The organism is Paenibacillus sp. J22P218, from assembly GCF_056269195.1.
Genome location: NZ_JBWDNL010000001.1, coordinates 187626 through 214150 on the forward strand (window position 1 = coordinate 187626; position 26525 = coordinate 214150).

23 protein-coding genes are annotated in these 26525 nt (G+C 51.0%); 14 read left to right on the forward strand and 9 right to left on the reverse strand.

Annotation, left to right across the window (positions count from 1 at the left end; translation table 11 throughout):
- Positions 1-71: 71 nt before the first annotated feature.
- Entirely contained in the window at positions 72-1898 is a 1827-nt protein-coding gene (locus AC0YN0_RS00925) for a PAS domain-containing sensor histidine kinase (protein ID WP_475819598.1), read from the forward strand.
- Here the strand turns inward: AC0YN0_RS00925 and AC0YN0_RS00930 are convergent.
- The 3 genes from AC0YN0_RS00930 to AC0YN0_RS00940 form a co-directional block, all read right to left on the reverse strand.
- Positions 1867-3114, reverse strand: a complete 1248-nt coding sequence (locus AC0YN0_RS00930; RefSeq protein WP_475819599.1) for an MFS transporter — start codon at positions 3112-3114, stop codon at positions 1867-1869. The two genes, AC0YN0_RS00925 and AC0YN0_RS00930, sit on opposite strands and share 32 nt — an antisense overlap.
- Positions 3115-3195: 81 nt before the next feature.
- Positions 3196-3636, reverse strand: a complete 441-nt coding sequence (locus AC0YN0_RS00935; RefSeq protein ID WP_475819600.1) for a MarR family winged helix-turn-helix transcriptional regulator — start codon at positions 3634-3636, stop codon at positions 3196-3198.
- A gap of 103 nt (positions 3637-3739) precedes the next feature.
- On the reverse strand, positions 3740-4585 hold the full coding sequence (locus tag AC0YN0_RS00940; RefSeq protein WP_475819601.1) for an AraC family transcriptional regulator: 846 nt from the start codon (positions 4583-4585) through the stop codon (positions 3740-3742).
- A gap of 145 nt (positions 4586-4730) precedes the next feature.
- Here AC0YN0_RS00940 and AC0YN0_RS00945 point away from each other — a divergent pair, with 145 nt between their 5' ends.
- Both AC0YN0_RS00945 and AC0YN0_RS00950 read left to right on the forward strand, forming a co-directional pair.
- Positions 4731-5867 (forward strand): Gfo/Idh/MocA family protein, encoded by a 1137-nt coding sequence (locus AC0YN0_RS00945; protein WP_475819602.1) that lies wholly within the window; start codon positions 4731-4733, stop codon positions 5865-5867.
- Positions 5864-6937 (forward strand): Gfo/Idh/MocA family protein, encoded by a 1074-nt coding sequence (locus AC0YN0_RS00950; protein ID WP_475819603.1) that lies wholly within the window; start codon positions 5864-5866, stop codon positions 6935-6937. Before AC0YN0_RS00945 ends, AC0YN0_RS00950 begins: the two co-directional genes overlap by 4 nt.
- A gap of 60 nt (positions 6938-6997) precedes the next feature.
- On the opposite strand, the gene AC0YN0_RS00955 is transcribed toward AC0YN0_RS00950, so the two are convergent.
- On the reverse strand, positions 6998-7375 hold the full coding sequence (locus AC0YN0_RS00955; RefSeq protein ID WP_475819604.1) for an ABC transporter permease: 378 nt from the start codon (positions 7373-7375) through the stop codon (positions 6998-7000).
- 406 nt (positions 7376-7781) lie between these two features.
- Here AC0YN0_RS00955 and AC0YN0_RS00960 point away from each other — a divergent pair, with 406 nt between their 5' ends.
- The 4 genes from AC0YN0_RS00960 (at position 7782) to AC0YN0_RS00975 (ending at position 11491) form a co-directional block, all read left to right on the forward strand.
- Positions 7782-9005 (forward strand): GTP-binding protein, encoded by a 1224-nt coding sequence (locus AC0YN0_RS00960; protein ID WP_475819605.1) that lies wholly within the window; start codon positions 7782-7784, stop codon positions 9003-9005.
- A gap of 92 nt (positions 9006-9097) precedes the next feature.
- Complete coding sequence (locus AC0YN0_RS00965) at positions 9098-10153, forward strand: LacI family DNA-binding transcriptional regulator (protein WP_475819606.1); 1056 nt, start codon at positions 9098-9100, stop codon at positions 10151-10153.
- 140 nt (positions 10154-10293) lie between these two features.
- Entirely contained in the window at positions 10294-10749 is a 456-nt protein-coding gene (locus AC0YN0_RS00970; protein WP_475819607.1) for a VOC family protein, read from the forward strand.
- Between the two features lie 40 nt (positions 10750-10789).
- Positions 10790-11491: an SDR family oxidoreductase gene (locus tag AC0YN0_RS00975; protein ID WP_475819608.1), complete on the forward strand. Its 702-nt coding sequence runs from the start codon at positions 10790-10792 to the stop codon at positions 11489-11491.
- 66 nt (positions 11492-11557) lie between these two features.
- Here the strand turns inward: AC0YN0_RS00975 and AC0YN0_RS00980 are convergent, their stop codons facing one another.
- Positions 11558-13273, reverse strand: a complete 1716-nt coding sequence (locus tag AC0YN0_RS00980) for a methyl-accepting chemotaxis protein (RefSeq protein ID WP_475819609.1) — start codon at positions 13271-13273, stop codon at positions 11558-11560.
- Between the two features lie 502 nt (positions 13274-13775).
- On the opposite strand from AC0YN0_RS00980, the gene phnX reads away from it, so the two are divergent.
- The 7 genes from phnX (at position 13776) to AC0YN0_RS01015 (ending at position 21946) form a co-directional block, all read left to right on the forward strand.
- The gene (gene phnX / locus AC0YN0_RS00985) at positions 13776-14594 is read left to right on the forward strand and encodes a phosphonoacetaldehyde hydrolase (RefSeq protein WP_475819610.1); all 819 of its coding nucleotides are present in this window, start codon (positions 13776-13778) and stop codon (positions 14592-14594) included.
- A gap of 14 nt (positions 14595-14608) precedes the next feature.
- Positions 14609-15736 (forward strand): 2-aminoethylphosphonate--pyruvate transaminase, encoded by a 1128-nt coding sequence (gene phnW, locus AC0YN0_RS00990; protein WP_475819611.1) that lies wholly within the window; start codon positions 14609-14611, stop codon positions 15734-15736.
- 25 nt (positions 15737-15761) lie between these two features.
- Positions 15762-16892: an alanine dehydrogenase gene (ald, locus tag AC0YN0_RS00995; RefSeq protein WP_475819612.1), complete on the forward strand. Its 1131-nt coding sequence runs from the start codon at positions 15762-15764 to the stop codon at positions 16890-16892.
- A 218-nt stretch (positions 16893-17110) separates the two neighbouring features.
- Positions 17111-18226 carry a putative 2-aminoethylphosphonate ABC transporter substrate-binding protein gene (locus tag AC0YN0_RS01000; protein ID WP_475819613.1) on the forward strand — a complete coding sequence of 372 codons (1116 nt, stop codon included), beginning with the start codon at positions 17111-17113 and terminating at the stop codon, positions 18224-18226.
- Between the two features lie 98 nt (positions 18227-18324).
- On the forward strand, positions 18325-19329 hold the full coding sequence (locus tag AC0YN0_RS01005; RefSeq protein WP_475819614.1) for an ABC transporter ATP-binding protein: 1005 nt from the start codon (positions 18325-18327) through the stop codon (positions 19327-19329).
- Positions 19329-21056, forward strand: coding sequence for a putative 2-aminoethylphosphonate ABC transporter permease subunit (locus tag AC0YN0_RS01010; protein WP_475819615.1), 1728 nt, complete (start codon positions 19329-19331; stop codon positions 21054-21056). The genes AC0YN0_RS01005 and AC0YN0_RS01010 overlap by 1 nt, the downstream gene beginning before the upstream one ends.
- A 104-nt stretch (positions 21057-21160) precedes the next feature.
- Positions 21161-21946: a DeoR/GlpR family DNA-binding transcription regulator gene (locus AC0YN0_RS01015; protein ID WP_475819616.1), complete on the forward strand. Its 786-nt coding sequence runs from the start codon at positions 21161-21163 to the stop codon at positions 21944-21946.
- Between the two features lie 429 nt (positions 21947-22375).
- Here the strand turns inward: AC0YN0_RS01015 and AC0YN0_RS01020 are convergent, their stop codons facing one another.
- The 4 genes from AC0YN0_RS01020 to AC0YN0_RS01035 all read right to left on the reverse strand — a co-directional run bounded on the left by AC0YN0_RS01020 (position 22376) and on the right by AC0YN0_RS01035 (position 26496).
- Positions 22376-23455: a Gfo/Idh/MocA family protein gene (locus AC0YN0_RS01020; protein ID WP_475819617.1), complete on the reverse strand. Its 1080-nt coding sequence runs from the start codon at positions 23453-23455 to the stop codon at positions 22376-22378.
- 25 nt (positions 23456-23480) lie between these two features.
- On the reverse strand, positions 23481-24407 hold the full coding sequence (locus tag AC0YN0_RS01025; RefSeq protein ID WP_442047988.1) for an AraC family transcriptional regulator: 927 nt from the start codon (positions 24405-24407) through the stop codon (positions 23481-23483).
- A 55-nt stretch (positions 24408-24462) separates the two neighbouring features.
- Positions 24463-25467: a Gfo/Idh/MocA family protein gene (locus tag AC0YN0_RS01030; protein WP_475819618.1), complete on the reverse strand. Its 1005-nt coding sequence runs from the start codon at positions 25465-25467 to the stop codon at positions 24463-24465.
- 165 nt (positions 25468-25632) lie between these two features.
- Positions 25633-26496 (reverse strand): AraC family transcriptional regulator, encoded by an 864-nt coding sequence (locus AC0YN0_RS01035; protein ID WP_475819619.1) that lies wholly within the window; start codon positions 26494-26496, stop codon positions 25633-25635.
- Positions 26497-26525: the final 29 nt, after the last annotated feature.

Consider the following 26525-nt stretch of genomic DNA (forward strand, 5'->3'; position numbering starts at 1 on the left):
TTTGCACGTTGAACATTATTCAATGATGATGACAAATTTACATGCAAATGCACATATAGGTGGGATAGCATATGTCGATAAACAAGAGTGATCTATTCATGTTGGAGAGCGAGGAGCGTTATAGGCATTTGGTTCAGATGCTGCCTGACGCTCTCGTTGTATTTGTCGATTACCACCTCGTTTTCGCGAATGACTCTGCACTTCGGCTTTTCAAGGCAGGGAAGCTGGAAGACGTGATCGGCGTGCCGATCGTCCAATTCGTGCATCCGGATTACTTGTACTGCCTCCCGGCACATGTGGAATATCTGCTTAGCGAGGTTGGTCCATCAAACCTACAAGTGAAGAAGCTGCTGCGAATGGATGGAACTGCTTTTGACGTCGAAATCAAGGCAGTAGCCGTTACTTATGATGGCAAACGCGGTATTCAGCTCCTTATCCGCGATTTATCCGATCGGATCCGCATGGAGGCTACTCTCAACGAGAAAGAGAAGTTGTACAAGACGGTCATTGAAAACACGGTTGCAGGGGTTTTCGTCGCGCAAGGAGATGAAATTACATATACAAATCCGCACTTCGCGGAGATGTACGGTTATACACCGGAGGAGTTCATACATATTAGAGCACGAGATTTGCTGGATGATGGCGAACTGAGAAAGCTTAGACAAGAAGTGATGGACAGTATAGGCAAGGGAACGACTAAGATTCATCTGAGATTGAAAGGACGGCGCAAGGACGGCAGCGTTATGTATATTGAGGGCAGCTCCTCGATCACAACGATAGAAGGCGAGGAGGTTATGCTGGGCATTGTGCAAGACGTTACGTTCAAGCATGAGCAGGAGCAGCAGCTTCGCAAGACAGCACTTATCTATCAGAAAATTATTAAATTCATTCCTGAGGCTATCGTATTAACGGATGATGGCCAGGTTATATATGCAAATAAGCTTGCGCTTGAATTGATAGGGGCTAAGGATGGCAATGATGTAATCGGACAGAACGTAATCAACTTCATACATCCAACTTTCCAAGCGAAAACAACGATGCGGATGGACGAAATTATTTTGTCCGAGGATATCGCTCCCTTCACTGAAAGCATCGTACGCTGTTCGGACGGAAGATATGTCGATGTCGAAATATCAAGCATACGAATCAATGATTATATGGGCAAAAACGTGCTGCTTAGCGTTATAAGGGATCTGACAAACCGAAAACGATCGGAGGAAATGCTCGTTCGTTCGGAGAAGCTCTCGGTCATTGGCCAATTGGCGGCTGGTGTAGCGCATGAGATCCGCAATCCGTTAACGGCGCTTAAAGGGTTTACTCAGCTGCTGAAAACGAAGTACGACGATCATTCGCACTACTTTGATATTATGGCAGGGGAGATTGATCGTATTAACCTTATTGTGAATGAGTTTATGACGCTTGCGAAGCCGCATTTCTCGCAATTCAGCAGCGGACATATCGAGCCGATTATGCAAAGCGTGCTGTCGATTTTGGAGACGCAGGCGATTTTGCTTAACGTCGAGATTAAGGTGGAGCTCGGGCCCGAATTGCCATCCGTGTATTGCAATGAGAATCAGCTGAAGCAGGTGTTTCTGAATGTCATCAAAAACGCGATAGAAGCAATGCCTGGCGGTGGAGTTGTGGATGTCTCGGCTGTTCTTACTGCTGAGAACGACATTTGCATTCGAATTAAGGATGAGGGGCAAGGTATACCTGAGGAGCTCATTGCCAAGATTGGCGAGCCGTTTGTGACGACCAAGGAAAAGGGAACAGGTCTTGGTTTGATGATCAGTTCCCGAATCATTGAGGCCCATAACGGCACGCTGCATCTAAACAGTAAGCAAAATGAAGGCACGACTATTGAAATCATATTGCCTGCTCAAGATTCGCAGCAGTAACGGCTGCTTGGCGGCGCTTATGATGAAGGATGAAATAAACAACGGAAGATAAGGCAACGATGCTGCCGCAAATGAGATACATGGCCGTGTAACCATAGTGAGTAGCGATTAAGCCCAGGCAAAAGGATCCGATGCCGTAACCCAGATCGAATAGGATAAAGAACGTTGCCGTAGCAAGTCCTCTTCGATGCGGCGGAGCGGCTAGCACGGCAATCGTCTGGAAACATGGAAGCAGAGCTCCGTAGCCAAGACCGATGACGGCGCCCGATACGAGCAGCATAAGCGGTGAATGTGCAGCGCTTAGCATGAACAGGCCGATGGCGAAGACGGCAATGCTCGGATAGACGATATAATGCTCGGACACCCGATCGAGCAGCTTGCCTACGATTGGCCGAGGCAGGACGATCATAATCCCGAAGCAGACGAAGAAGTAGCTGGCATAATCGTCAATGGCACGGTCGTCCGCGAAGACGGACATGAAGGTTACGAGTCCGCTGTAAGCGAAAGCGACGACGAAGCCGCTAACGGCAATAGGCAATACTTTACGTTCGAACAAGTTACTCCATTGCAGCTTAGTCTTAACCTGGGTATGTGTATGCTGAGGTAGCCCCGATAGCGCCTTCGATGCCTCTTGAGCAACTTTAGCGCTTGAGTTGCTCTTAGCGCTGGCTCCTAGTGCAAAAGCGATTAGCGCAAATACGGCGCATAACATAAACAATGAATTGTAGCCGCCGTGTTTCGTAATCGTCAGCCCGACAAACGGTCCAATTACCATCGCAAGGCTCATAAACAAGCTGAAGTAGCTAATGCCTTCGCCCTTGCGATTCTCAGGCATAATGCTAATTGCGGTTGTGTTCGTTGAGGTAGTGCCGATTGCGAACGATCCTCCGTGAAGAAAACGGACGAGCAGCAGCATGCCGAAGCTATATACGCCTAAATAAGCGACGGAAAATAAAAAGAATAGCAATAGCGATACGAATACGATCTTCCTCTCGCCAAATTTGTCCATTAGCTGGCCGGTGAACGGGCGAAGCAGTACGGCGGCGATAATGAAGACGGTCATTGCCAATCCCGCCTGTGATTCAGATCGGCCGAGACCATCCGTAACGTAACCCGATAAGGCGGTTGCCATAATATAAAAGCTCAGAAATAAGAAAAAGCTGCTTAAGCAGACTTTAACAAAATCTTTGGTCCATAATTTAGGATTGTCTATCACTGCAGGTTCCCCTCTCAGATGTTGTCGTTTTTTTGCCTAAACACAAAAAAGCTGTAATCGCTAGAATGCAACGTCAGCCGTTTAAGGTTGAATGTCTTGTGCGTTCTCGATGTTCCGGTTCACTTTGTTCATGAATTGCATGAACAATTGAATTTCTTCCGGTGAGATGCCGGATACGATCTGCCGGACATATGCGGCTTCGATAGGAGCTAGCGTGTGCGCTGCCGATCTTCCAAGATCGGTTAAGTGAAGCAGGAGCGATCTTCGATCATTCGGATGCGCTGCCCGTCGCACGAGCCCCTTTTTCTCCAATTGATCGACTAAGCGCGTGATGTTGGCAGGATCCTTCTCGGAACGCTGTGCGAGTTCCTTGTGGCTGATCCCATCCTTCTCGTCCAATGTCATGAGAAGCGACCACTGCTCAGGCGTAACGTCTGAATGATGAAATAGCTGCTGTAAGCTCTGATTGAGCTTTCGTCCCGTATTTGAGATCATGTAGCCGACTGATTGTTTGAATTCCACTGTTCATTCACCTTTTCGTTATCCGAATCTAAAATAGTTGATATAACAATAATACGCTTAACAACTAATTAGGTCAAGGAAAGGTTGCCGGCGCAAAACGGAGTTAAATACGAAGCTGATGCTGCTTGCGGTATTGTTCAGGCGTAACGTTTAATTGCAGCTTGAAGGCACGGCTGAAATGAGACGGGTGCTTAAAGCCGACCTCGTAACCAATATCGGTAATCGGCTGCTTGCCCTGAGTGAGCTCGATCTTTGCTTGATAAATACGGCGCTGCATCAGAAATTGAAAGATCGTTATGCCGGTTACTTCCTTGAACGTTTTGGCCAAATAATATTTGCTTAGATGCAGCTCGGCTTGGATAGCGTCAAGCGTAACGTCGTCGGCATAATGCTTCTCCACATAGGAGATAATCGATTGAACGTGATGTTCCTTCGGCGATGGTAAGGCCGCTATCGCCTGCAATGGCTGCTTGCAATGCTCGTTAATAATGATCATGAATTCAAGAAACAGAGCTTGAAACCGTTGAAACGCATAAGTGGATGATTCATTATGGAATTGCACCAGCTGGGCGAATATCGTCTCTATTTCCTGCTTGTCCTCGCCGCGAAGCTGCAGCCTCACGTTCTGCAGCTTCTGGAATGGAGCTAGCAGATCGGCTGCAAAGGGCGGTTGAATGAACTGCTTGAAGTAATAGGGATCGAAATGCAGCGTCGAACGATGGTACAGCACGTTTGGATCGACATTGGCTCGGTGCAGCGTTGTGCCGTGCATAAGAAGCAAATCGCCCGGTTCGAGCACATAAATGCGATCATTGATAAGATAGTTCGCTTTACCGTCATGGAAGTAATAGATTTCATAATGAAAATGGGTATGGTATTGAATTTGCGCGTTATAATCGGAGTTTGTTCCGATTGTGAAAGGCTTGGCGATTTTATGCTGCGTGCTCATTGCGCATCGAGTCCTCCTGTTGTAAATAAACTCATTATACACCAACCAGAGTTAAATTAAAGCGGATACAAGCTAATGCGAATGAAGCCGCTTTCGCTCTGAAATGATACGATTCAAGTAAACCAACACAAAGGGGAAATGACGGATGCAAACCGTACGATTGGGCATCATCGGACTTGGCAACATGGGCAAGGGACATATCGGATATTTAAAGAAAGGCGAGGTCAGCGGCGTCGTTCTGACGGCCGTTAGCGACAGCGTACCTGCTAGCCTTGCATGGGCAAAGGAGCAGCTTGGCGATCAGGTTGGTTTATTCGCGGATCCCTATGAGATGATGGATTCCGGTCTTGTTGACGGCGTATTAATCGCAACCCCGCATTTCTCTCATCCCGAGCTTGCGATCGCTTGTTTCGAACGCGGCCTTCATGTCCTTTGCGAGAAACCAGCCGGCGTCTACACGAAGCAAGTTCGCGAGATGAACGATGCTAGCCGCAAGTCGAATGTGAAGTTCAGCATGATGTACAATCAACGGACGAATCCGCTATATGTGAAGCTGAAGGATTTGATCGATTCCGGCGAGCTTGGCGAGATTAAGCGTACAAACTGGATTATTACAAATTGGTATCGTTCGCAGTCCTATTATGATTCAGGCACTTGGCGCGCGACATGGGCAGGCGAAGGCGGCGGCGTATTGCTTAACCAAGACCCGCATCAGCTTGATCTATGGCAATGGACGATCGGTATGATGCCGACGCGCGTCCGCGCCTTCTGTTACTTCGGCAAACATCGCAATATCGAAGTAGAGGACGACGTAACGGCTTTCGTCGAATATGAGAACGGGGCAACGGGCGTATTCGTAACGACGACTGGCGAGGCGCCGGGCACGAACAGGCTGGAAATTAGCGGCGACCGAGGTAAGGTTGTTATCGAGGACAATAAGCTTACGTTCTGGAGATTGCGCGTATCGGAGAAGGAATTTAACAGCAGCTACAAAGGCAGCTTTGGTCAACCGGAATGCTGGAAGATGGACATACCGGTTGAAGGCAGCTACCCGGATCACAAGGGCATTACGCAGAACTGGGTCAACGCGATTCTGCGCGATGAGCCGCTTATTGCTCCCGGCGAGGAAGGCATTAAAGGATTGATGCTGTCCAACGCGATGCTGCTGTCCACTTGGACGGATAATTGGGTCGACCTGCCGATCGATGAGGAGAAATACTACGAGTATTTGCAGGATCGGATTGCCAATTCGACGTTTAAGAAGGAAGTGGCTGCACAATGAGTAAAGCTGACGGTATGAATTACGCCCCTAAAGGCAAGCCCAATCGGGTAGCTGAGCCGGGACAGTTTGTTTTCGCGGCGGTCAGTTTGGATCATGGGCATATCTATGGCATGTGCAACGGTCTATTGGAAGCGGGCGCTGAGCTTAAATGGGTATATGATATTGAACCTGCTCGGGTGGAAGCTTTCTTGAAGACTTATCCGCAAGCGAAAGCGGCAGAATCGCTAGAGCAAATAATGGACGACTCGCAGGTGCAGCTTGTTGCTGCAGCGGCGGTGACGTCGGACCGCGGACCGCTTGGCGTTCGCGTTATGCTCGCAGGCAAACATTATTTCACCGACAAAGCGCCGTTCACGACGCTGGAGCAGCTTGAAGATGCGCGGCAAGCGTATGCCGATACGGGCAAGAAATATGCGGTCTATTATAGCGAACGGTTGCATGTGGAAAGTGCCGTGTTCGCCGGACAATTGATCGAACAAGGCGCGATTGGCAGAGTGTTGCAGGTCATCGGCCTCGGCCCTCACCGACTGAACGCGCATTCGCGACCGGAGTGGTTTTTCCAGAAGGAGAAGTATGGCGGCATTATATGCGATATCGGCTCTCATCAGGTGGAGCAATTCCTTTACTTTACCGGCAACAAAAACGCAACGGTCGTAAACAGCAAAGTTGCAAACTACAATAATAAGCAATACCCCGAGCTAGAGGACTTCGGCGATATGTCCATTGTCGGCGAGAACGGCGCGACTGGCTATTTCCGCGTCGACTGGTTCACGCCGAGCGGCCTAAGCACATGGGGGGACGGCCGTATGATTATTATGGGCACGGAAGGTTACATCGAGCTTCGGAAGTATGTCGATATTGCACGGGATTCAGCAGGTGACCAAGTGTATTTGGTCAACGCGGACGGCGAGCAGCGGATGCAGGTAAGCGGTCAAGTCGGCTTCCCGTACTTTGGGCAGCTGATTCTTGATTGCTTGAACGGCACGGAGCTTGCCATGACGCAGGAGCATACGTTTAAGGCAGCGGAGCTGAGCTTGATCGCACAGAAACAAGCGGTGAAGGTCGAATAATCCAATTAATAATAGTCAGGCCGCAAGCGCATCAATCGCTTGCGGCCTCTTTATTGTGAATTAACCGATTCGTGCGCCTTCGAAACGTGTGCCCACATTTGCTTCAATGTTGCCGCCTGCAACACCGCTAATCGTAAAAAAAACTTGTACCCGATCGCCGGCGCGCAGCCGGGCAAGTCCGCCCGCATCAATGCTTCCGTCGCCGAACGGGAACGTTTCGCGATCGGTTAGGATAGGCGCGTCGTTTGCCCGGATCGCTAGTCCGACATCAACCGCTCCAGATGCGTTACTGTCGAATCTGACGCTTGCAGTAATTGAATATACGCCGCTTCTCTTCGGAATAAACGTCGATGTTGCGGGATCATATTCATTATTGAGATCGAATTGTTCCAAACCGTACAACACTTGAGGGAACGGGTTGCCTCCTGCGCCAGGCACGGGCTGGACCGCATTGGCAATAGCTCTAAACGCCGAATTGCATCCACAAGTATGTTTTTTGCAGGAGCATCTTTTTTTCGTCGGCCGTTTTGCGCATTTCGTCACGCGATTTTTTACATGACATACCTGTTTCTTGGGAGAGCATACTGTTTGCTTTTTAAACATTCCGCCACCGTCCTCTATTAATCTGGCATGAGCTATATAATAGAGTATGTAGCTCAAAAGTTTAATGATTGGATATGAGCCCGGAAAACTAGAGTGGTGACATACATTGACGAGATACTAATGGACTGATATACTCATTTAATCGTAACAATTACGATTAAACCGATGTGAATCGGTTTTTCTTTTAATATCTAATCGTAATAATTACGATATATTAATTAGAAACGAGAGGTCACTTAAGATGAGCAAATTGAGCAATTTGGACAAAACGAAGAGCCGCAACAAAATTCCGGTCACGGTGCTGAGCGGTTATTTGGGCGCTGGAAAAACGACGATTATGAACCATGTTCTGAACAATCGGGAAGGATTAAAAGTAGCTGTTATCGTCAATGACCTTAGCGAAGTCAATATCGATGCCGACTTGATTCAAGGCGGCGGCGGGTTATCCCGCACGGACGAGAAGCTCGTGGAAATGTCGAATGGCTGCATTTGCTGTACGCTGCGCGAAGACTTGCTTCGGGAAGTCGAGAAGCTTGCGATGGAGAATCGGTTCGATTATATTTTGATTGAATCGACTGGTGTAAGCGAGCCTGTTCCAGTAGCGCAGACGTTCACCTACTTGGATGAAGAGCAAGGGATTGATCTATCGAGGTACTGCACATTAGACTGCATGGTCACTGTCGTGGATGCTTATAGCTTCTGGCATGATTATTCTTCAGGCGAATCACTGCTCGAGCGAAGTCAAGCGGCGTCCGAGGACGATGAGCGCTCAGTCGTGGATCTGCTTATTGATCAAATCGAGTTTTGCGATGTGCTTATCCTTAACAAATGCGATTTAGTAGAGGAAGAGGATCTAGCGGAGCTGGAGGGCGTATTGCGTGCGCTTCAACCGAGAGCCAAGCTGATACGCGCTGCAAGAGGGCGGGTCAATCCGAAAGATATTTTGCACACGTCGTTGTTCAACTTTGATGAAGCGAGCCGTTCAGCGGGTTGGATAAAGGAAATGGAAGCGCCGCACCATACGCCGGAGACGGAGGAATACGGCATCGCTTCTTTCGTTTATGAGCGAGCAAAGCCGTTCCACCCAGGGCGATTAATGGCCTGGATGGAGCACTGGCCTGAGGAGGTCGTCAGAGCCAAAGGGATTGTCTGGCTTGCGACTCGGAATAGGATGGCCCAAAGCTTGAGTCAGGCAGGGCCATCCATTCAATTCGGGCCGGCAGGATTATGGGCTGCCGAGCTTCCGGAGGCCGAAAGGCTGGCGCTGCTCGCCGAAGAGAAGGAGCTTGCCGACAAATGGGATGCGCAATATGGCGATCGGATCAATAAGCTTGTATTCATCGGCATTGCGATGAATCGGGCCGAGCTGACGGGCTCGCTGGATGACTGCCTGCTCAGCGATCAAGAGCTCGCATCGGATTGGAGCCTGCTCAGGGACGAGTTTCCGACTGTATTAGAAATGTAAGGAGCAGCAGGCGAAAATGACGTTTGACAGCGGTTGCGATCGTTGTTAACATAGCGGTATAAACGCGTGTTTACAGGAAGTGGGACATCGATTTGAGCAAGCTGGGCAAGGAAATAAACAGTACCGAAATTGCCAGGCTTGCAGGCGTATCGCGCAGCACGGTGAGCCGTGTCATTAACAACTATTCGAACGTTCCGGAGCATACGAAGCAGAAGGTGCTCCAGGTCATAGAGCAATATAATTATTTTCCGAACCTGTCAGCGCAAGTGCTGGCCGGGAAGAAAACAAGAACGATCGGTTTGTTCATGATCGATTCGGGCGATGTATCGAGCGACTGGATCGCCAGCCTGCTGCTGACGAAAGTAATTGAGAGCGCGTCGAGGTACGGCTACTTCGTCTTGACGCATATCGTGCGCGATCCGAGGCGGCAGGAGGAAACGAGGGCGGTGAAGGAATGTTTCTATCAGCGCCGAATTGATGGCGGCATCTTCATTGGAGCAGCGAATGAGGAGCCGATCATCGAGGAGCTTATCGCGGAGGGCTTCATGGTCGGCATCGTTGATCATCATATGTCTGGTGAACAAGAGCCGAATCGGATTGTATTCAACTTCGATAATGAGACAGGTGCTGGTCTCGTTATCGATTATTTGGCGGGACTTGGGCATACGCGCATTGGGATTATTAACGGCGATTTGAACAGGTACTCGGGAGCTGCGAGGCAGAAGGGCTTCAAGGCGGCCATGGAGCGCAATCGGCTGCCAATTGTGAAGCAATGGATGATGGCAGCTGATTTCAATGAACCAAGCGGCTACTTGGCGATCAAGGAACTGTTAAAGCTTGGCGGAGAGCTGCCGACGGCGATCTTCGCAGCCAACGACAGCATCGCTTTCGGAGCTATGCGCGCATTAGGGGAAGCGGGCTTGCGCGTCCCTGACGATCTATCAATCGCAGGTTTCGACGACCATAGCCAGAGCGCTGGATTCCATCCCCCGCTGACAACGATTCACGTTGATTTCTCGGCGATGATGGATGAGCTGACTCGCCGTTTAATTGGAGGAATAGAGAACGGCAGTCAAGTTTACACACAAATAGCGATGTCGAATTCGCTTATCGTACGTGATTCATGCCGTGCGCCTTCTTCTTCATAAGTGGAAGAGGCGCTTCTTCTTACAAAGAAATAAACGCGTGTTCACGCAATTTGAAGCTAATGAGGGGGGATGCTTATGTAAGGAAACCGCGATTCGGATTTTGCACAGATGCACACAAATCGAAAAGGGGAATGTTAGCTATGAACAATAATATTTTGGGCAATCGTACCATTACTCAGATTGGTCTATTGGTGCATGACATAGAAGCAACCTCGCAGGCATACGCACAGTTTTTTGGCGTGGATAAGCCTGATTGGTTTTGGACGGATACGGTAGACAAGGCGCAAACGGAATATAACGGCGAATCATCCGTAGCTCGGGCGAAGCTTGCGTTCTTCGATATGGGAGCGCTTCAGCTTGAACTGATCGAGCCGGATGAGCATCCGAGCACATGGAGGGATCATCTGAACGCGCATGGCGAAGGGCCGCATCATATTGCTTTTGCCGTCGAGGGCATGAAGGAGAAGATCGCCTTGATGGAGCAAAACGGTATGCCTCTTGTGCAAAAAGGGGAGTATACCGGGGGGCGTTACGCTTATATGGATACATTCAAATCATTAAAGGTTATGTTGGAGCTGCTCGAGAACGATAAATGAGATAGCATCAACTGGGACATAGATGGAGGTAAATGACGAAATGCGAATATTAATTACAGGTGCAAATCGGGGGCTTGGCCTCGCCTTGGCAAAGGAAGCGTGCGAGCGTGGACATGAGGTGCTAGCCGGGGTACGAGGACCAGGCTCTTCTGTGGAGAAGCTGCAGCCATTGATCGAGCAATATGGAGAGCAACTGACGTTATTGCCGATTGACGTATCGGATGAGAATTCGATCCGATATGCGAGCGAGCAGGCAGGGGCTCGTTTCGATGGTCTCGATGTCATTATTAACAGCGCGGCTATTCTGCTTGGGCGCGATCAGAAGCTGGAACAGCTGGATGCGGAACAGCTGGAGCAGTCGTTCCAGACGAATCTATATGGGCCGATACTCGTGCTGAAGCATTTCCTGCCTTTGCTGCGCAAAGGTGAGCAGCAAGCGGTTATCAACATAAGTTCGGAGGCAGGCAGCTCGGCTGGCGCGTACGGCGGCGATTACTCTTATGCGTTGTCGAAGTCTGCGCTTAACATGTTCTCCGCTCAACTTCGGGCAGAGCTTGGACCGCAAGGCATACTTGTTCATGCCGTACATCCCGGCTGGATACGGACTGACATGGGCGGCGAGCAAGCGCCAGGCGACGCAGACGCTTCGGCTAGCGGCATATTGGATTTGGCGGAGAGACGGACAGCGGCGGAAGACGGTGCGCTGTTCATCGATCATCGTGGTGCGCCGATGCGCCTGTAGTGATTATAGGTGAAGATTGAGTTTTGAAAGAAAAGGCTCGCAGCGAAAAGGCTGCGAGTCTTTTAACTATATGGTGAAACGGGATAATCCTTTATCCAATAGCTTCGCCATAGTTGCGAGCTTCTCGGCGTCTTTGGCGATGATCTCCAACGTGGCCAGCTGCTCCTCGTTGGCAGCCGCCGTCTCTAAGGTGGCTGCAGCGCTTTCTTTGGCCGCGGTGGCAACCGACTCCATGGAAACGACAGCGAAGGCGCTGCCCTCTGCCAGTCTGGCGATATCCGTCGTTACTTCTTCGATGAGAGCTGCTGCTTCGGCAACCGAGCCGCGAATGTTATCGAATGTAATCCCCGTTTTTCCTGCTTCTATTATGCCGGCTTTAGATTGTTCCGTGCTTCGCCTCATCGACGCAACGGTTGCGTCGCTCTTGGTGCGAATCGCGCGAAGCTTGCCGCTCGCCTCTTGCGCCGCGCTGTCGCTTCCCTCGGCGAGCCTGCGCACCTCGTCCGCGACGACTCGGAAGCCTCGACCCGCATCCCCGGCTCTTGCCGCTTCAATAGCTGCATTAAGCGCCAGCAAGTTCGTCTGTCCCGCGATATCGGCGATTACCGATGTTGTTTCGCTGATCTGTCTGCTCGCGTTTGCCAGCTCGGCCACATCCATCTCTGCTGCTTCCACGCTCATTCCGATCGCATCCATCTGCTCCCGCATAATTACAAGCGCCGCGGAACCCTCTCTTGAAGCGGATGCCGCCATCATGCTCGCTTTCGACATCCCCTGGCTATTGTTATCTATTCGCTCAATAGCGCCGTTCATCTCAACGAGCGTGAGCAACGCGCCTTCGAGATCGGCGACCTGACCGTGGCTCGCCAAGCTTAGCGAGTCAGTAACGATAGCGATCCGCTCAGCAGCTTCTCGGCTGTGCTGCGCGTGTAGCGCGAAACGTCCCGCATCGTCGAGAAGACGGTCGGCTGTATCTTTGACGCCTGCTAGCAAGGCGCGCAAACCTTCGGTCATTTGATGATAAGAACGGCTAAGCGCGCCTATCTCATCTTTGGACCTATACCGATCCTCCGCCGACAGATCGCCCCGCTCAGCTTTACCCATCAGCGCGTTCATTCTACGGATAGGCTTCACAATCAGCTGCGCCATGAAATAAGACAACCCTCCAAACAACAGGCAAGCAGAAGCCGAAACGATAAGCAGCAGAGCAACGATTTTATCGTAAATGTCGTCATTCTCCTTATTCAATTGTTCGGACATATCCATCCGTGATGCTAACAAATTATCAATGTAGCCTTCCATATTATCCAGAAGCGGACGGGCGAAAGTCCGGAAGCGTTCATAGGCTTCGTCCTCCCTGCCCTCATTGGAGAGCTTCACGATCGCCTCTCTTTCCTTCGTATAGGCGCCAAGCGACTGGCGCAGCTTGTCATACCACATGCGGGTTACATCATCCGCCGCAATCGCGCTCTCGTAAGCAACTAGGCTTTCATTTGCAGCGACTGATGCCCGTTCCGCTTCTCGGGCCAGCACGTCCTTGAACCTCGACTCCTTAGCTAACATATGCTCCAGCAGTTTCCGTGTCGTCGTTCGAATGTGATTGTCGACCTCGGTCATTTTCATGCTCGGTACGAAGCCGCCGGCATGCATGGATTCCGCTGTTCCATGAATCCGGCTGACGAAGACGTATCCGGCGATAGACAAGCCGAGCAGGAAGAGGACGGCGATGGCGTTCAGCAAAAGCAGCTTCTGTGCGATTTTAAGATTTCTTAACCAGCTCACGATATAAATCCTCCTGAAAGTTTAATTGTGTTAGGGTTCACGTTATCGGTGATACCTGATGAAAATTCGGTGAAAATCGAGATTGGCAGATAACTTTGAGGGGAACAGTCTTGTTCTGCAACTTAAATACACTATATATATGGTCAAATAACAGTATATATTGCGTTTTATTGTGTGTTCTATAATGTTTTGTAAATGGCTGCTGAAGTCTGGAGCGATACGGAGCGAGTGAAAGCATGGATAACGGACCGTTGTCGCAGCTGGTGCCGATCCTCATGGTGTTGGCGATTAGGGGACGTAGATGGCGTATATACCAATTGTTTAGATACGGTAAAGAGTATTGACTCTCCCCCGCTGGTGTCTTACTATTTACTCGTAAACACAATTAAAAACAACTAAAAGCAATCTAATTTATGAGAATTGTAATTTTTTTCATTGATTTAATCGATTGATTCTATGAAAACAAAGCAATTCCAAAACAATCAACAGGAGTGAGCTAAAGATGACGACGACGGCATATCGCGGACCTATTCAAGGGGTTGTATTCGATTGGGCGGGAACGATGGTGGACTATGGCTGCTTCGCTCCGCTGCTTGTATTCGTGAACGTATTCCATCAAAGAGGGATTGAAATTACGCCGGAGGAAGCTAGAGTGCCAATGGGCATGTTGAAGTGGGATCATATCAAGGCGCTTCTCGAAATGGAGAGAATTGCAGCGCTATGGAAGGAACGCTTCGGCAGCGCGCCGACAGATGCCGATGTTGATGATTTATATGCCGATTTCGAACCGATGTTGTTCGCTGATCTGGCGCGTTATACCGATCCGATTCCGGGAGCGCTAGACGTCGTGGACAAATTGAGGTCTGACGGTCTCAAAATCGGTTCAACGACGGGATACACGTCAAAAATGATGGAAATCGTTGCAGGCGAAGCGAACAAAAAAGGGTACGCGCCGGATACGCTCGTCACGCCGGACGACGCGGCTGCCGGACGGCCGTATCCATGGATGTGCTATCGCAATGCCGAGTTGCTGGGCATTCATCCGATGAGCGCCATGGTGAAGGTCGGCGATACGACCAGCGATGTGTTGGAGGGTGTAAATGCGGGAATGTGGAGCGTAGGCGTCATTAAAGGCGGCAGCGAGCTCGGCCTGAGCGAAGCTGAAGTGGAAGGAATGCCGGCAGAGCTGCTGGCAGTGAAGATGGAAGCCGTCACTGAACGGTTCAAGGCAGCTGGAGCACATTACGTCATCGAGCAAATAAGTGATTTGCCGAACATCATTCAAACGATAAATGAACGCCTCGCTGCAGGCGACGAATAAAGGAGATAATTCGCATGAACATTGATTTGCTGGATGACAATCCGTATTTGCTGTTAACGCCGGGCCCGCTCTCAACGAGCAAACGCGTCAAGGTAGCGATGCTCAAGGACTGGTGCACATGGGATAGCGAGTACAATGACTTGGTTCAAAATATCCGCAGACGGCTGGTCTCTCTTGCTACGGGACGCACCGAGGACTATTCCAGCGTGCTGATGCAAGGAAGCGGCAGCTTCAGCGTGGAATCCGTCATCGGCAGCGCGATCGGCCCGGGCGGAAAGCTGCTTGTGATGACGAATGGCGCATACGGGCAGCGCATTGCCCAGATGGCGGCCGTGCTCGGAATCGAAACGCTCGTCCTGGACAGCGGCGAGGTATCGCTACCGAATCTCGCGAAGCTTGAAGAAACTTTGAAAGCCGATTCCGCCATTACGCATGTCGCCATGGTGCATTGCGAGACGACGACGGGGATGCTTAACCCGATTCAAGAAGCGGGAGCCATCATAAAGGCCTACAATAAAACGTTCATCGTAGATGCCATGAGCAGCTTCGGCGGCGTTCCGCTCGATATGGCGGAGCTTGGCATCGATTATTTGATCAGCAGCGCCAACAAATGCATTCAAGGCGTACCTGGATTCGGTTTTGTCATCGCTCGCATCGATCAATTGCAATCCTGCAAAGGGCAGGCGAGATCGCTGTCGCTTGATTTGTACGATCAATGGAACCATATGGAGCAGAACGGCGGGAAGTGGCGGTTTACATCGCCGACCCATACGGTGCGAGCCTTCTACGAGGCACTATTGGAGCTCGAGGAGGAGGGGGGCGTAGCTGCAAGGCATACGCGCTATCTTACCAACCAGCAGACGCTCGTCAAAGGCATGCGCGCGATCGGCTATGAAACGCTGCTCAACGACGGTATGCAGTCACCGATCATTACGTCTTTCTATTATCCCGATGATCCATCCTTCACGTTCGAGACGTTCTATAAGCAGCTTAAGGAGCAAGGCTTCGTCATCTACCCTGGCAAAATATCGAATGCCGACACGTTCCGAATCGGCAATATCGGCGAAATTGCCGAAGCCGATATGAAGCGGCTAATCGCAGCCGTCGGCCGCGTCGAGCGAAGCGTCAAATCCCATACTTGATCTTCTTGCAAAGGAGTCGTCCCTTATGATAATCGGTGTACCGAAAGAACTCAAAAACAACGAAAACCGCGTTGGTATGACGCCTGCCGGTGTCGCTTCCTTCATTAAACGCGGCCATGCGGTCATCGTGGAGAGAGGAGCGGGACTCGGAAGCGGCTTCACCGACCAAGCTTACGCCGCAGCAGGAGCTGCTATCGCAGAAGCACCAGAGGAGGCGTGGTCGGCCCAAATGGTCATGAAGGTAAAGGAACCGCTGCGCGAGGAATACCGTCATTTCCGCGAGGGGCTCATTTTGTTCACTTATTTGCATCTCGCCGCCGAGCCTGAGCTTACAAAGGCGCTGATCGACCGCAAGGTTGTAGCGATCGCCTACGAAACGATCCAGAAGGATAACGGCTCGCTTCCGCTTCTGACGCCAATGAGCGAGGTGGCGGGGCGGATGTCCATCCAGATCGGCTCGCAATATTTGGAGGGCACGAGGGGCGGGAAAGGTGTATTGCTTGGCGGCGTGCCGGGCGTTCCGCCTGCAGAGGTCGTCATTATCGGGGGCGGGGTCGTAGGCACGAACGCTGCCAAAATGGCAGTCGGTCTCGGCGCTTCCGTAACGATCATCGATAGCAATCCGGATCGGCTGCGTCAGTTGGATGATCAGTTCCAAGGCCGGCTGAGAACGGTCGTTTCGAGCGAAACGACGATTGCTGAAGCCGTCTCGAAGGCAGATCTTCTTATCGGAGCGGTGCTTATTCCTGGCGCCCGGGCTCCGCGTCTCGTCACGGAGGAAATGGTCCGTACCATGCAGCCAGGTTCGGTAATCGTCGATGTAGCCATTGACCAAGGCGGATCGATCGAGACGATCGATCATCTCACAACGCATAGCGATCCAACCTATGAGCGGTATGGCGTCGTTCATTACGCCGTAGCGAATATGCCTGGCGCGGTATCAAGAACCGCGACGATTGCGCTGACAAATGTTACAGTGCCTTATGGTTTGCTTATTGCCGACAAAGGCTACAAAGCAGCCGCCTTGGCGCACAATGATTTGGCGAAAGGCTTAAACGTGCTGAATGGTCACGTTGTGTTCCGCGGCGTCGCCGATTCATTGGGTTATGCGCATGCATCCGTAGAGCAATTACTGAAGGAACAGCCCGTCGCTTAAGGCGATTTCGATGACTAGTTGGCCTGCGTACTGTACATGTTGTGCGCGGGCCTTTTTTGAAAAAAGAACAACACAAAAACAACCAAAACAAGCTATTTACAATAAAATAATAAGCTTTTAATAGCATATTGATTCTGATATATTCGAAATGAGCTCACCAGCAACGACAAACATAATGGTTTTAAAATTTAAACGTACAGAAATCAGGAGGAGAGAAAATGAAAGCAACATCGAAAAAAATGGGCATGACGATTCTGACCTTGGCGCTTGCGATGGCAATCTTGCTGACGGGCTGCGGAGGCGGAACGGGAAGCAACAACGGGGGCAATAAAGCGAACACGGGCAATACGGCGGGAACTGAAGGCGGCGTAGATACGGAATCCAAAGAACTGACGGTCTACACGGCGCTGGAAGACGATATCATTCAGGAATACTTGGTTACGTATAAAGCGAAATACCCGGACGTGAAGCTCAATATCGTACGCGATTCGACAGGCGTCATTACTGCGAAGCTGCTCGCCGAGAAAGATAACCCGCAAGCGGATGTCGTATGGGGCTTAGCGGCAACGAGCTTGCTTGTCCTTGATCAGAACGGCATGCTTGAAGGCTACTCGCCGGTAGGCATCGAGCGGATCGACCCGCTCTTCAAGGATGCGAACGAGCCGGCCAAATGGGTAGGCATCGACGCATGGGAGACAGCATTTGTCGCTAATACGGTCGAGCTGGAGAAAGCCGGAATTCCCGTTCCGCAAACGTATCAAGACTTGATTAAACCGGAGTACAAAGGTCTCATCACGATGCCGAATCCGGCTTCGTCGGGAACAGGCTATTTGACCGTATCGGGATTGATTCAGTTGCTTGGCGAAGACGAAGCATGGTCCTACATGGACAAGCTGAACGAAAATATCGCTATGTATGTGCATTCCGGTTCGAAGCCGGCTAAGCTGGCGGGAACGGGCGAATACCCAATCGGCATTTCGTTCGGCTACCGCGGCATTCAAGAAGCGGAGAACGGTGCGCCGGTCGACGTCGTATTCCCTACCGAAGGCTCCGGCTATGACGTAGAGGCGAACGCGCTTATGAAAAAAGGCACGATTAAGCAAATCGCCAAAGACTTCCTCGACTGGGCGATTACAGACGAGGTCATGAAGGAATACAACAAAAACTATGCCATCCTCGCGATAAAAACGGAGAACACGGAGCTGCCTAAAGGGTATACGAAAGATCCGATGTCTCAATTGATCAAAAACGATTTGAACGCTTCCGCGAAAAACCGCGAAGGCATCCTGGCCGAATGGTCGAAGCGTTACGACAGCAAAAGCGAACCTAAATAATAATCAGCAGAAACACGCACATGCGGACAGGCGCCTCGCGAATCCAAGCATTCGCGAGGAGGATTCCGCAAGATTAATGCTTATCGGAGGGAAACGACGTGAAACCTTATCTGTCAATCCAAGGCGTTACCAAGACATTCGGATCATTCACTGCACTTCACAACGTGTCTGTCGACATCCACAAGAATGAGTTCGTTTGCCTGCTCGGTCCCAGCGGTTGCGGGAAGACGACACTGCTCCGAATTATTGCCGGTCTCGAGCAGCCGACGACGGGGAGCGTACATGTCGGCGGGAAAGACATGACGAAGCTGCCCCCTGCCAAGCGCAACTTCGGCATGGTGTTCCAATCCTACGCCCTATTTCCGAATATGACAGCAAAACAAAATATCGCTTACGGCCTTAAGGGCAAAGGATACAGCCGAAGCGAAATGAAAGAAAAGGTAGAGGCCGCCATCGTACAGGTTGACCTTGCCCATGTGGCGGATCGTTATCCGTCCCACTTATCCGGAGGACAACAGCAGCGCGTGGCGTTAGCCAGAGCGATCGTGCTCGAGCCGGACTTTCTATTGCTTGACGAGCCGCTCTCGGCGCTCGATGCCAAGGTGCGAACGAGGCTGCGCCGCGAATTGCGCGAGCTTCAGGAAAAGTTAGGCATTACGACCATCATGGTAACGCATGACCAAGAAGAGGCACTGACGATGTCCGACCGCATCGTCGTTATGAACCGTGCCGAAATTGTACAGGTCGGGACGCCAAATGAAATCTACGAGCAACCGAATAGTCCTTTCGTGGCCGACTTCGTCGGCGCAATTAACTTCCTGAATGATCCGGATCCGCATAACTGCATGGCGGTTCGCCCCGAGCATGTCAGCATCTCGCCTTCGGGCCAAGGCATGCCGGCTATTATCCATAACATTGAATTCAGGGGCGCCTTCTACCGCTTGTCGCTGCTTACGGAGACGATGGCGGGGGAGACCCAAATGATAACCGTGGACGTATCGGCACAGCTGTCCCATCAGCTGCAGTTAGCCAAAAACAGCGCCGTTTCGCTCCATTTGGCCGCCGATAAGCTGCTTACGTTCCATAAGGAAGCGGTGGTTTGATGGCTGCCGTTATCCGCTCGACCTTACGCTCCATTCAGCAACGATTGACGGCGGCGGATCTGGTAATCAGAACGCTGACGGTGCTCATGATTGCGGTATTGCTGCTCGTTTTGCTAGTCCCGCTATTGTTTCTGTTCGTCAAGGCATTTCAAAATAACGACGGCGCCTTCATTGGAATCGACAATTTTCTAACGTATTTCACGACGGCTTCGATGCTGCGCTCATTGACCAATACGTTATTCGTCTCGGGAATGACGACAGTCATTTCCGTCGCGTTGGCATTCCTTTATGCATACGGAATCGTCCGCACGTCCATGTCAGGCAAGCGGTTGTTCAAGTCGATCGCTTTGCTGCCTTTATTCGCTCCCACGATGATGCACGCGCTGTCGCTGACCTATTTGTTCGGCAATCAAGGCATCGTTACGAACGGATTTTTCGGTTTATTGCCGTTCGGCATCCATATTGAAATTTACGGGCCGATCGGCATCATCATTTCCGAGGTCATCTATACATTCCCGCAGGCCTATATGATTTTCCTCACGGCGCTGTCGATTACCGATTATCGTCTGTATGAAGCGTCCGAGTCGCTTGGCGCAAGCAAATGGCGGACCTTTTGCAGCGTCACGGTGCCGACCGTCAAATACGGTCTAATCAGCGCGGCCTTCGTCTGCTTTACGGCGAGCTTCATCGACTTCGGTGCGCCGCAGTCAATCGGCGGGCAATTCTCGGTGCTGGCGACCGACATATACAAGCAGGTCATCGGGCAGCAGAACATGCCCATGGGCGCGACGGTCGGCATTCTGCTGACGATACCGGCCGTTATCGCATTCGCGGTGGACCGGTTCGTCGAACGGAAGCAGAAAATGACGCTCACGGCGAAGTCGACAGCGTATCAGATCAAGGAAAACAAAGGCCGCGATCTTATCTTCCTGGCGTTCAGCACGATTGTAGCAGCGTGTATTCTCATTCCGCTGCTTACGATCGTATTCGCATCGCTCGTTAAGACATGGCCGTATAACCTTAGCTTAAGCTTAAGTCATTACAATTTCTCCAAGGTTGCAGCCGGGGGCATGGGACCTTTCATGGTCAGCTTAAAAGTCGCGGCGCTGACCGCTGTCGTCGGTACGATCGCAACGTTCGTATTCGCGTACTTGATCGAGAAGTCTCGCGATTTCGCGCGTCTGCGCCAATTCGGCTACTTCCTATCCGTGCTGCCGATGGCGCTGCCGGGCATGGCGCTTGGGCTAGCGTACATTTTCTTCTTCAACGAGCCTAGTAATCCGCTTGGTTTCATGTACGCCACGATTGCGATTCTTGTGCTCGTCAACGTTGTTCATTTCTATTCGGTGCCATTCATTACGGCGACGGCATCGCTTAAGAAGCTCGACAAAGAAATCGAAGCCGTATCGGAGTCGATGAGCGTGCCGTTCTACCGAACCTTTATTCGCGTGACCGTACCGATGTCGCTGCCGGCCATCCTTGAGATCGCGATGTACTTTTTCGTTAACGCGATGGTTACGATATCGGCGGTCGTATTTCTCTACGCGCCGGATCTGAAGCCTGCCGCGGTATCCATCGTGAATATGGACGATGCGGGAGACGTAGCCGCCGCTGCTGCCATGTCCGTACTGGTCGTCGCCGTGAATCTGGCCGTCCGCTCGCTTTACGAGTTGCTCGTGAAGGGCGTACGCAAAAAAACGCAAGCATGGTATGCGACCCGTTCCTAGCCGTTATGTAAAGGTTCGGAAAATCGCAACTGCGGGATAGCATGGAACAGTACCGAACGTTATAATGAAAACAATAGGCTAGCAGACGGAAGGGGACACATTCATTGTCGTTGGTAGGAGAAGAGCGCAAATCGATTATTCTCGAGAAATTGAATTCGGAAGGCCAGGTCAAAACGTTCGATTTGGTAAAAAAGCTTAACGTATCTTCCGAAACGATCCGGCGATACCTAGAGGAGCTGGAGGACGAGAACCGGCTGAAACGGGTATACGGAGGCGCGGTCAAAATCAACCTGAGCGGGGAAGAGCCTTCCTATCTAAAGCGGGAAGTGCTGCATGCCGAGGAGAAGCGCTTGATCGGCAAAGCGGCTGCAACGCTCGTCGAAGATAATGACGTCATCTTCATCGACGACGGGACGACACCGCAGCAGATGATCCATTTTCTGATGAACAAGCACAATTTGACTGTGCTGACGATGTCCATACCAGCGCTTCATTTGTTGATCGAATACAAGAACAAGGAGCTATTCTCCGGCGAAATCTATTTGATTGGCGGCAAAGTAAATGCGACGCATTCCCGCGTCACAGGCTCGATTGCCGAGAAGATCGCCGGACTGTTCCATGCGGACAAGGCGTTTATCTCGATTGACGGCATCGTGCTGAACAAAGGCATTACGTCATTCGACGCGGAACGAGGCCAGCTTGCGAGCAAAGTGATCGAGAACTCGAAGCAAACGATCATTATGACCGACAGCTCCAAGATCGGCTTAACCCAAATGTACCGGATCGCCGAGTGGCGGGACGTCGATATCGTCATCTGCAACACGGCAATGCCGAAGGATTGGCGGGAAACGCTCGATGAGCGCGGCGTTGAATGGATCGTTGCGGAGTAGCAGAGGTAAACCATACAGGGCTGTCTCGGTTGGTCTAAGTTAGACCTACCGAGACAGCCTATGCTCTTAATTCTAATCGGATGCAGGGGATGCCGAACCGATCTGTGAGGTAAAACTCAACTAGAGTGAGGCCAAACTCATAGAATCTAGGTGCATATTTAAATCAAATGTCAAATAGTGAGGTAAACCTCATTGCTCTGGAAGCTAGGTTCACGGGAAGTGAGGTTTACCTCACTATTCTGGATATGAGCCTAATTAATTAAGCATATCATTGAGATTCTCCTCACTATTATGTGAGATGCCTCACTCACTGTTCATTGTCATCATTCGAGTTCGATAACAATAAAAGAGCGGCCTGCTAATCGTTTCGATTTGCAGGCCGCTTTAATTATATAAGGTTTTAAAAGGTTACCTTAGTTTGCGCTCGAATTATAGGTAAACCGCTTTGCCGGTTTTCGCCGATTCGTAGATAGCTTCAAGGATTTGGGATACGACGAATGCTTGCTCAGGCGTTACGACAGGATCTTTGTCCTCGTCGATTGCTTTGATCCACAATCTCATCTCGAGATCGATGTCTCTTTCGGTAGCGCCGTCGTAGAACGCAACGCCGCCGGCTTTCAAGTCAATCTCCGTTGTGTACAGGCGGCTGTGCTTCTCGCCGTTGATGCGAAGGCCGTCTTTCATGTCGGCTCCGCCTTCCGTACCGGACAGCGTACATTTCGCTTCGTCGACTTCAAGCGTATTGAGCGCCCAGCTTGATTCGAGCGAGATCGTAGCGCCGTTCTCCATCACGATCATGCCGAATGCGGAATCTTCAACCGTGAACTTGGCAGGGTCCCATGGTCCCCATGCATTAGCCGCGTTCTCGCGTTGCGACAGCTTGTGGTACGAAGTGCCAAGTACGACTTTCGGCTTGTAGTTGTTCATCATCCACAGCGTAAGGTCAAGCGCATGCGTACCGATATCGATAAGCGGGCCGCCGCCTTGTTTCTCTTCGTCGAGGAATACGCCCCAAGTCGGAACGGCACGGCGACGAATCGCGTGCGCCTTCGCGAAGTAAATTTCGCCAAGCTCGCCTTCCTCGCAAATTTTCTTCAAGTGCTGGCTGTCAGCGCGGAAACGGTTGTTGTAGCCGACCGTCAATTTTTTGCCTGTGCGTTTCGCTGCATCAACCATGCGCTGAGCGTCATGAGCCGTCTTCGCCATCGGCTTCTCGCTCATAACATGTTTGCCTGCTTCGAGCGCGTCAATCGCAATTTCAGCATGCGAATCGTTCGGCGTACATACATGAACGATGTCGATAGTAGCATCGGTTAGCAATTCTTTATAGTTCGTGTACACGCGAGCGCCTTCAGCGCCGTACTTTTGGGACGCCTCCACGGCGCGCTCTTCCACGATATCGCAGAATGCGACCATTTCAATGTTTTTCAGCTTGCTCAGTGCCGGCATATGTTTGCCGTTGGCGATACCGCCGCAGCCTACAATTGCAATGCGATAAGTACGTGACATAATAAATAGCCTCCTCAGATTAAGTCTATAAAGTAGTCACGGTCTGACGTTCCATCTTCCGATAATCGGAAGGGGTCATTCCGTAACGTTTGCGAAAGACGGTGTGCAAATAGTTGCCGGCGGCAAAGCCGGCGTTCTTCGCGATTTGCTCTACGGATAACTCGCTTGCCACAAGCTCCCGGCAGACGGCCGCAAGCCGAATATCTTCGAGTATGCGGCTGAAGGATTGCCCGTTATGAAGCTCCTTGAACAACCGCTGAATTTGCCTTACGCCGAGATTCAGCTTGTCGGCAACATCCTCCAGTGTAATCGGCCCGGCATAGTTGGCTTGGATGTATTCCATTGCGAGCCGATACCGATACGCCTTCATATCGCGCGTCGGAAATTGCTTTTGCTCGCCAGCCGTCTCGTATGCGCGGACAGCACGCAGCAGAATTTGAATCACATTTTGCTTAATGGTCGTATAACTGCCCGTATAGTTGTCCTTATAAGCCCGGTATGCATCAAGGAAACACGGCATCGCCTCGTGAAGATCGGACGTCGGATAAGCAGGCAGCGCCTTCAGCTTCTCGACGCAGGCATGGGCTTCCGCATCCTCCCAGTCATCGTATACATCGGGAAGCTCGTTCTGCTCCAAACTGCGATCGATAATATCGACATGAAGACAAAGCTCGTCCATAGCCTCAGCCGTATCCGCTTCCTGATAGTGCATGACCTCGGGCCCTGTTAAGTACAATAATCCGGACTTCAGCGCGTACTCCTGATCGACGATAATGACCTTGCCTCTGCCTTGAGGAATGAAATGGAATTCGAACTCCGCATGCTTGTGAAAGCCGATGACTCTGCCGGATGGAAAATGGGTGAGATGGAATCGCAGCACATGGATATCATAACGTCCCCATCTGATGTGAAGCTCCAATCGTTCCAGCGCATCCTCGCGTTCTCTCATCATTTCGTATGGGAAGCTCGGCAAAACCATCTCCTCCTCTGCAGTTCAAGATGCCCGTCTACTCGCTAAGCTCGCTGATCGAGATCGCTCTTCTCTCCTGAGCAGACCGGTTAGAAGCTTCCATCAGCTTCGTAAGGTCGGTTGCCAAGGAAATGTTCTCATCCGCTTGCGTGTCGTTGTTGATATGGCCGACCCATTGGTCGAATGCGCTTTCACGATTGCTAGGCAACGGAATCTTCGTCCACTTGTCGGCATATTCGCCGTTTGCGCCATTCGTGCGAAGCAATAGATCGCCGTTAGGCGTACCATACAGCAGCGTTCCTTCCGTGCCGTGGACTTCAATCGTGAACGGCGAGTGGCTATTCACGAAGCCAGCCTCCGCAATTCCGATTGCTCCCGAAGGGGTAGACAGTACGGATACCGCGTTGTCCTCGACATCTTTGCCAGTTAAGTAACTGAACGTAGCGGATACTTCGGAAGGCATCTCGCCCAGGAACAATCTAGCGAGGTACATCGGATGACAGCCAAGATCGATGAGCGCGCCGCCGGCGCATTGCTCCAAGTTGTAGAAGTGGCTAGGCAGCCAGTCCGCAATCGCTCCGTTATGGGATAGACGTGTCCGCACAAGCGTCAACTTGCCGAGCAGATTCTTCTCCAGAATATCGCGAATCGCGAGCGTATAACTATCATTTAGACGAGGCAGCGATACGGTAAGTTTCACTTTATTGTTTGCTACTTCGTTAAGTATAACATTTGTTTCTTTTAAAGTCGGCGCAATTACTTTTTCTGTGAAAATATGTTTGCCTGCGCGCGCCGCCTTCACGATCACTTCGGCATGCATCGAGGTTGGCGCATCGACGATAACGGCGTCAATGTCTTCTCTCGCTAACATGTCATCCAAATTCTCATAGAATGGAACGCCTTGTTTCTCGGCAGCTTCCCGTCCGCGTTCAGGAATCTCGTCCCATACGGCCGCAATTTCTGTCCCCGGGTGCGCCTGAGCTTGCTTCGTGTAATCCCATGCATGCACATGCCAATAGCTAATTTTACCTATGCGAATCATACATTCACCTCTCCATTAGTTCAGCAGTTGATTGTATTGCTTGGATATATAAATTTATGACAACAAAGTAAATGTAACATATTTATTTTCTTATTATTAGTGCAATTTCATGACCTTTTGTGTTCAATATTACGACACTTCAATAATCTAGCTCGTGGAAGCTGATCAACTCTTGCCATACTGCTTGCGATAGTCGCGAGGCGACTGCCGGGCGATCTTCTTGAACATTTTGCCAAAGTGGGAAAAGTTCTCGAAGCCGACGGCAACCGCGATCTCCGAGATTGAGCTGTCTGAATCGCGAAGCAGGCGCTGCGCCTCCTTAATGCGGGTCAGAACGACGTAGTCGGAAAAGGCAAAACCGGTAATTTCCTTAAACATGCGGCTGAGATAATAAGAGCTAATGAAGAAACGCTCCGATAGGTCTCCAAGACGAAGAGGCTCAGCATAGCTGGCGTTAATATGACGGACGACCTCGGTTATTTTCGCATGCATCGGCGTTTCGTGCTGCATTGGCGCAAAATCATGCTGCTCCACGTAACGTGCCGCAATAAGCAGCAGTTCGGTTATAGCCGGGCCGGGGATGAGCTCATATCCCGTAGGTTTATTCTCTATTTCCGAAAGCAGTCGGCGAATGAGCCGCTCGACGCGATTTTGTTCGGACAACGGCAGGCGAATGATGGGGCTATCTTGCCGGAACGAGCTAAGCAAATAGCCGAAGTGCTCCGATGACCATTTCTCAACTGTAGCGTCATCGAAGTGGATAATGACACGCTCGTGCGCGGCTTCGCCGGCATGCATCGTTTTGTGGAGCTCATGCTTCGGTATGAACACGAGATCGCCTTGCTCGACGGCGTATGAACGATCGCGGATAAAGTACAGCCGTCTTCCCGACAGCATGTAATAGATTTCGTAATAAGCGTGATAGTGGTCGACGCTCATCGTGAACGCTTCTGCTCGCTTCATATATTCGACGTAAAGCTCCGGCGTGTCGCCGAAGCTGTAACTGAACGGTTCTTGCTCAGTGGGCATGATCTCCAGCCTCCATAAGGTATGATTAG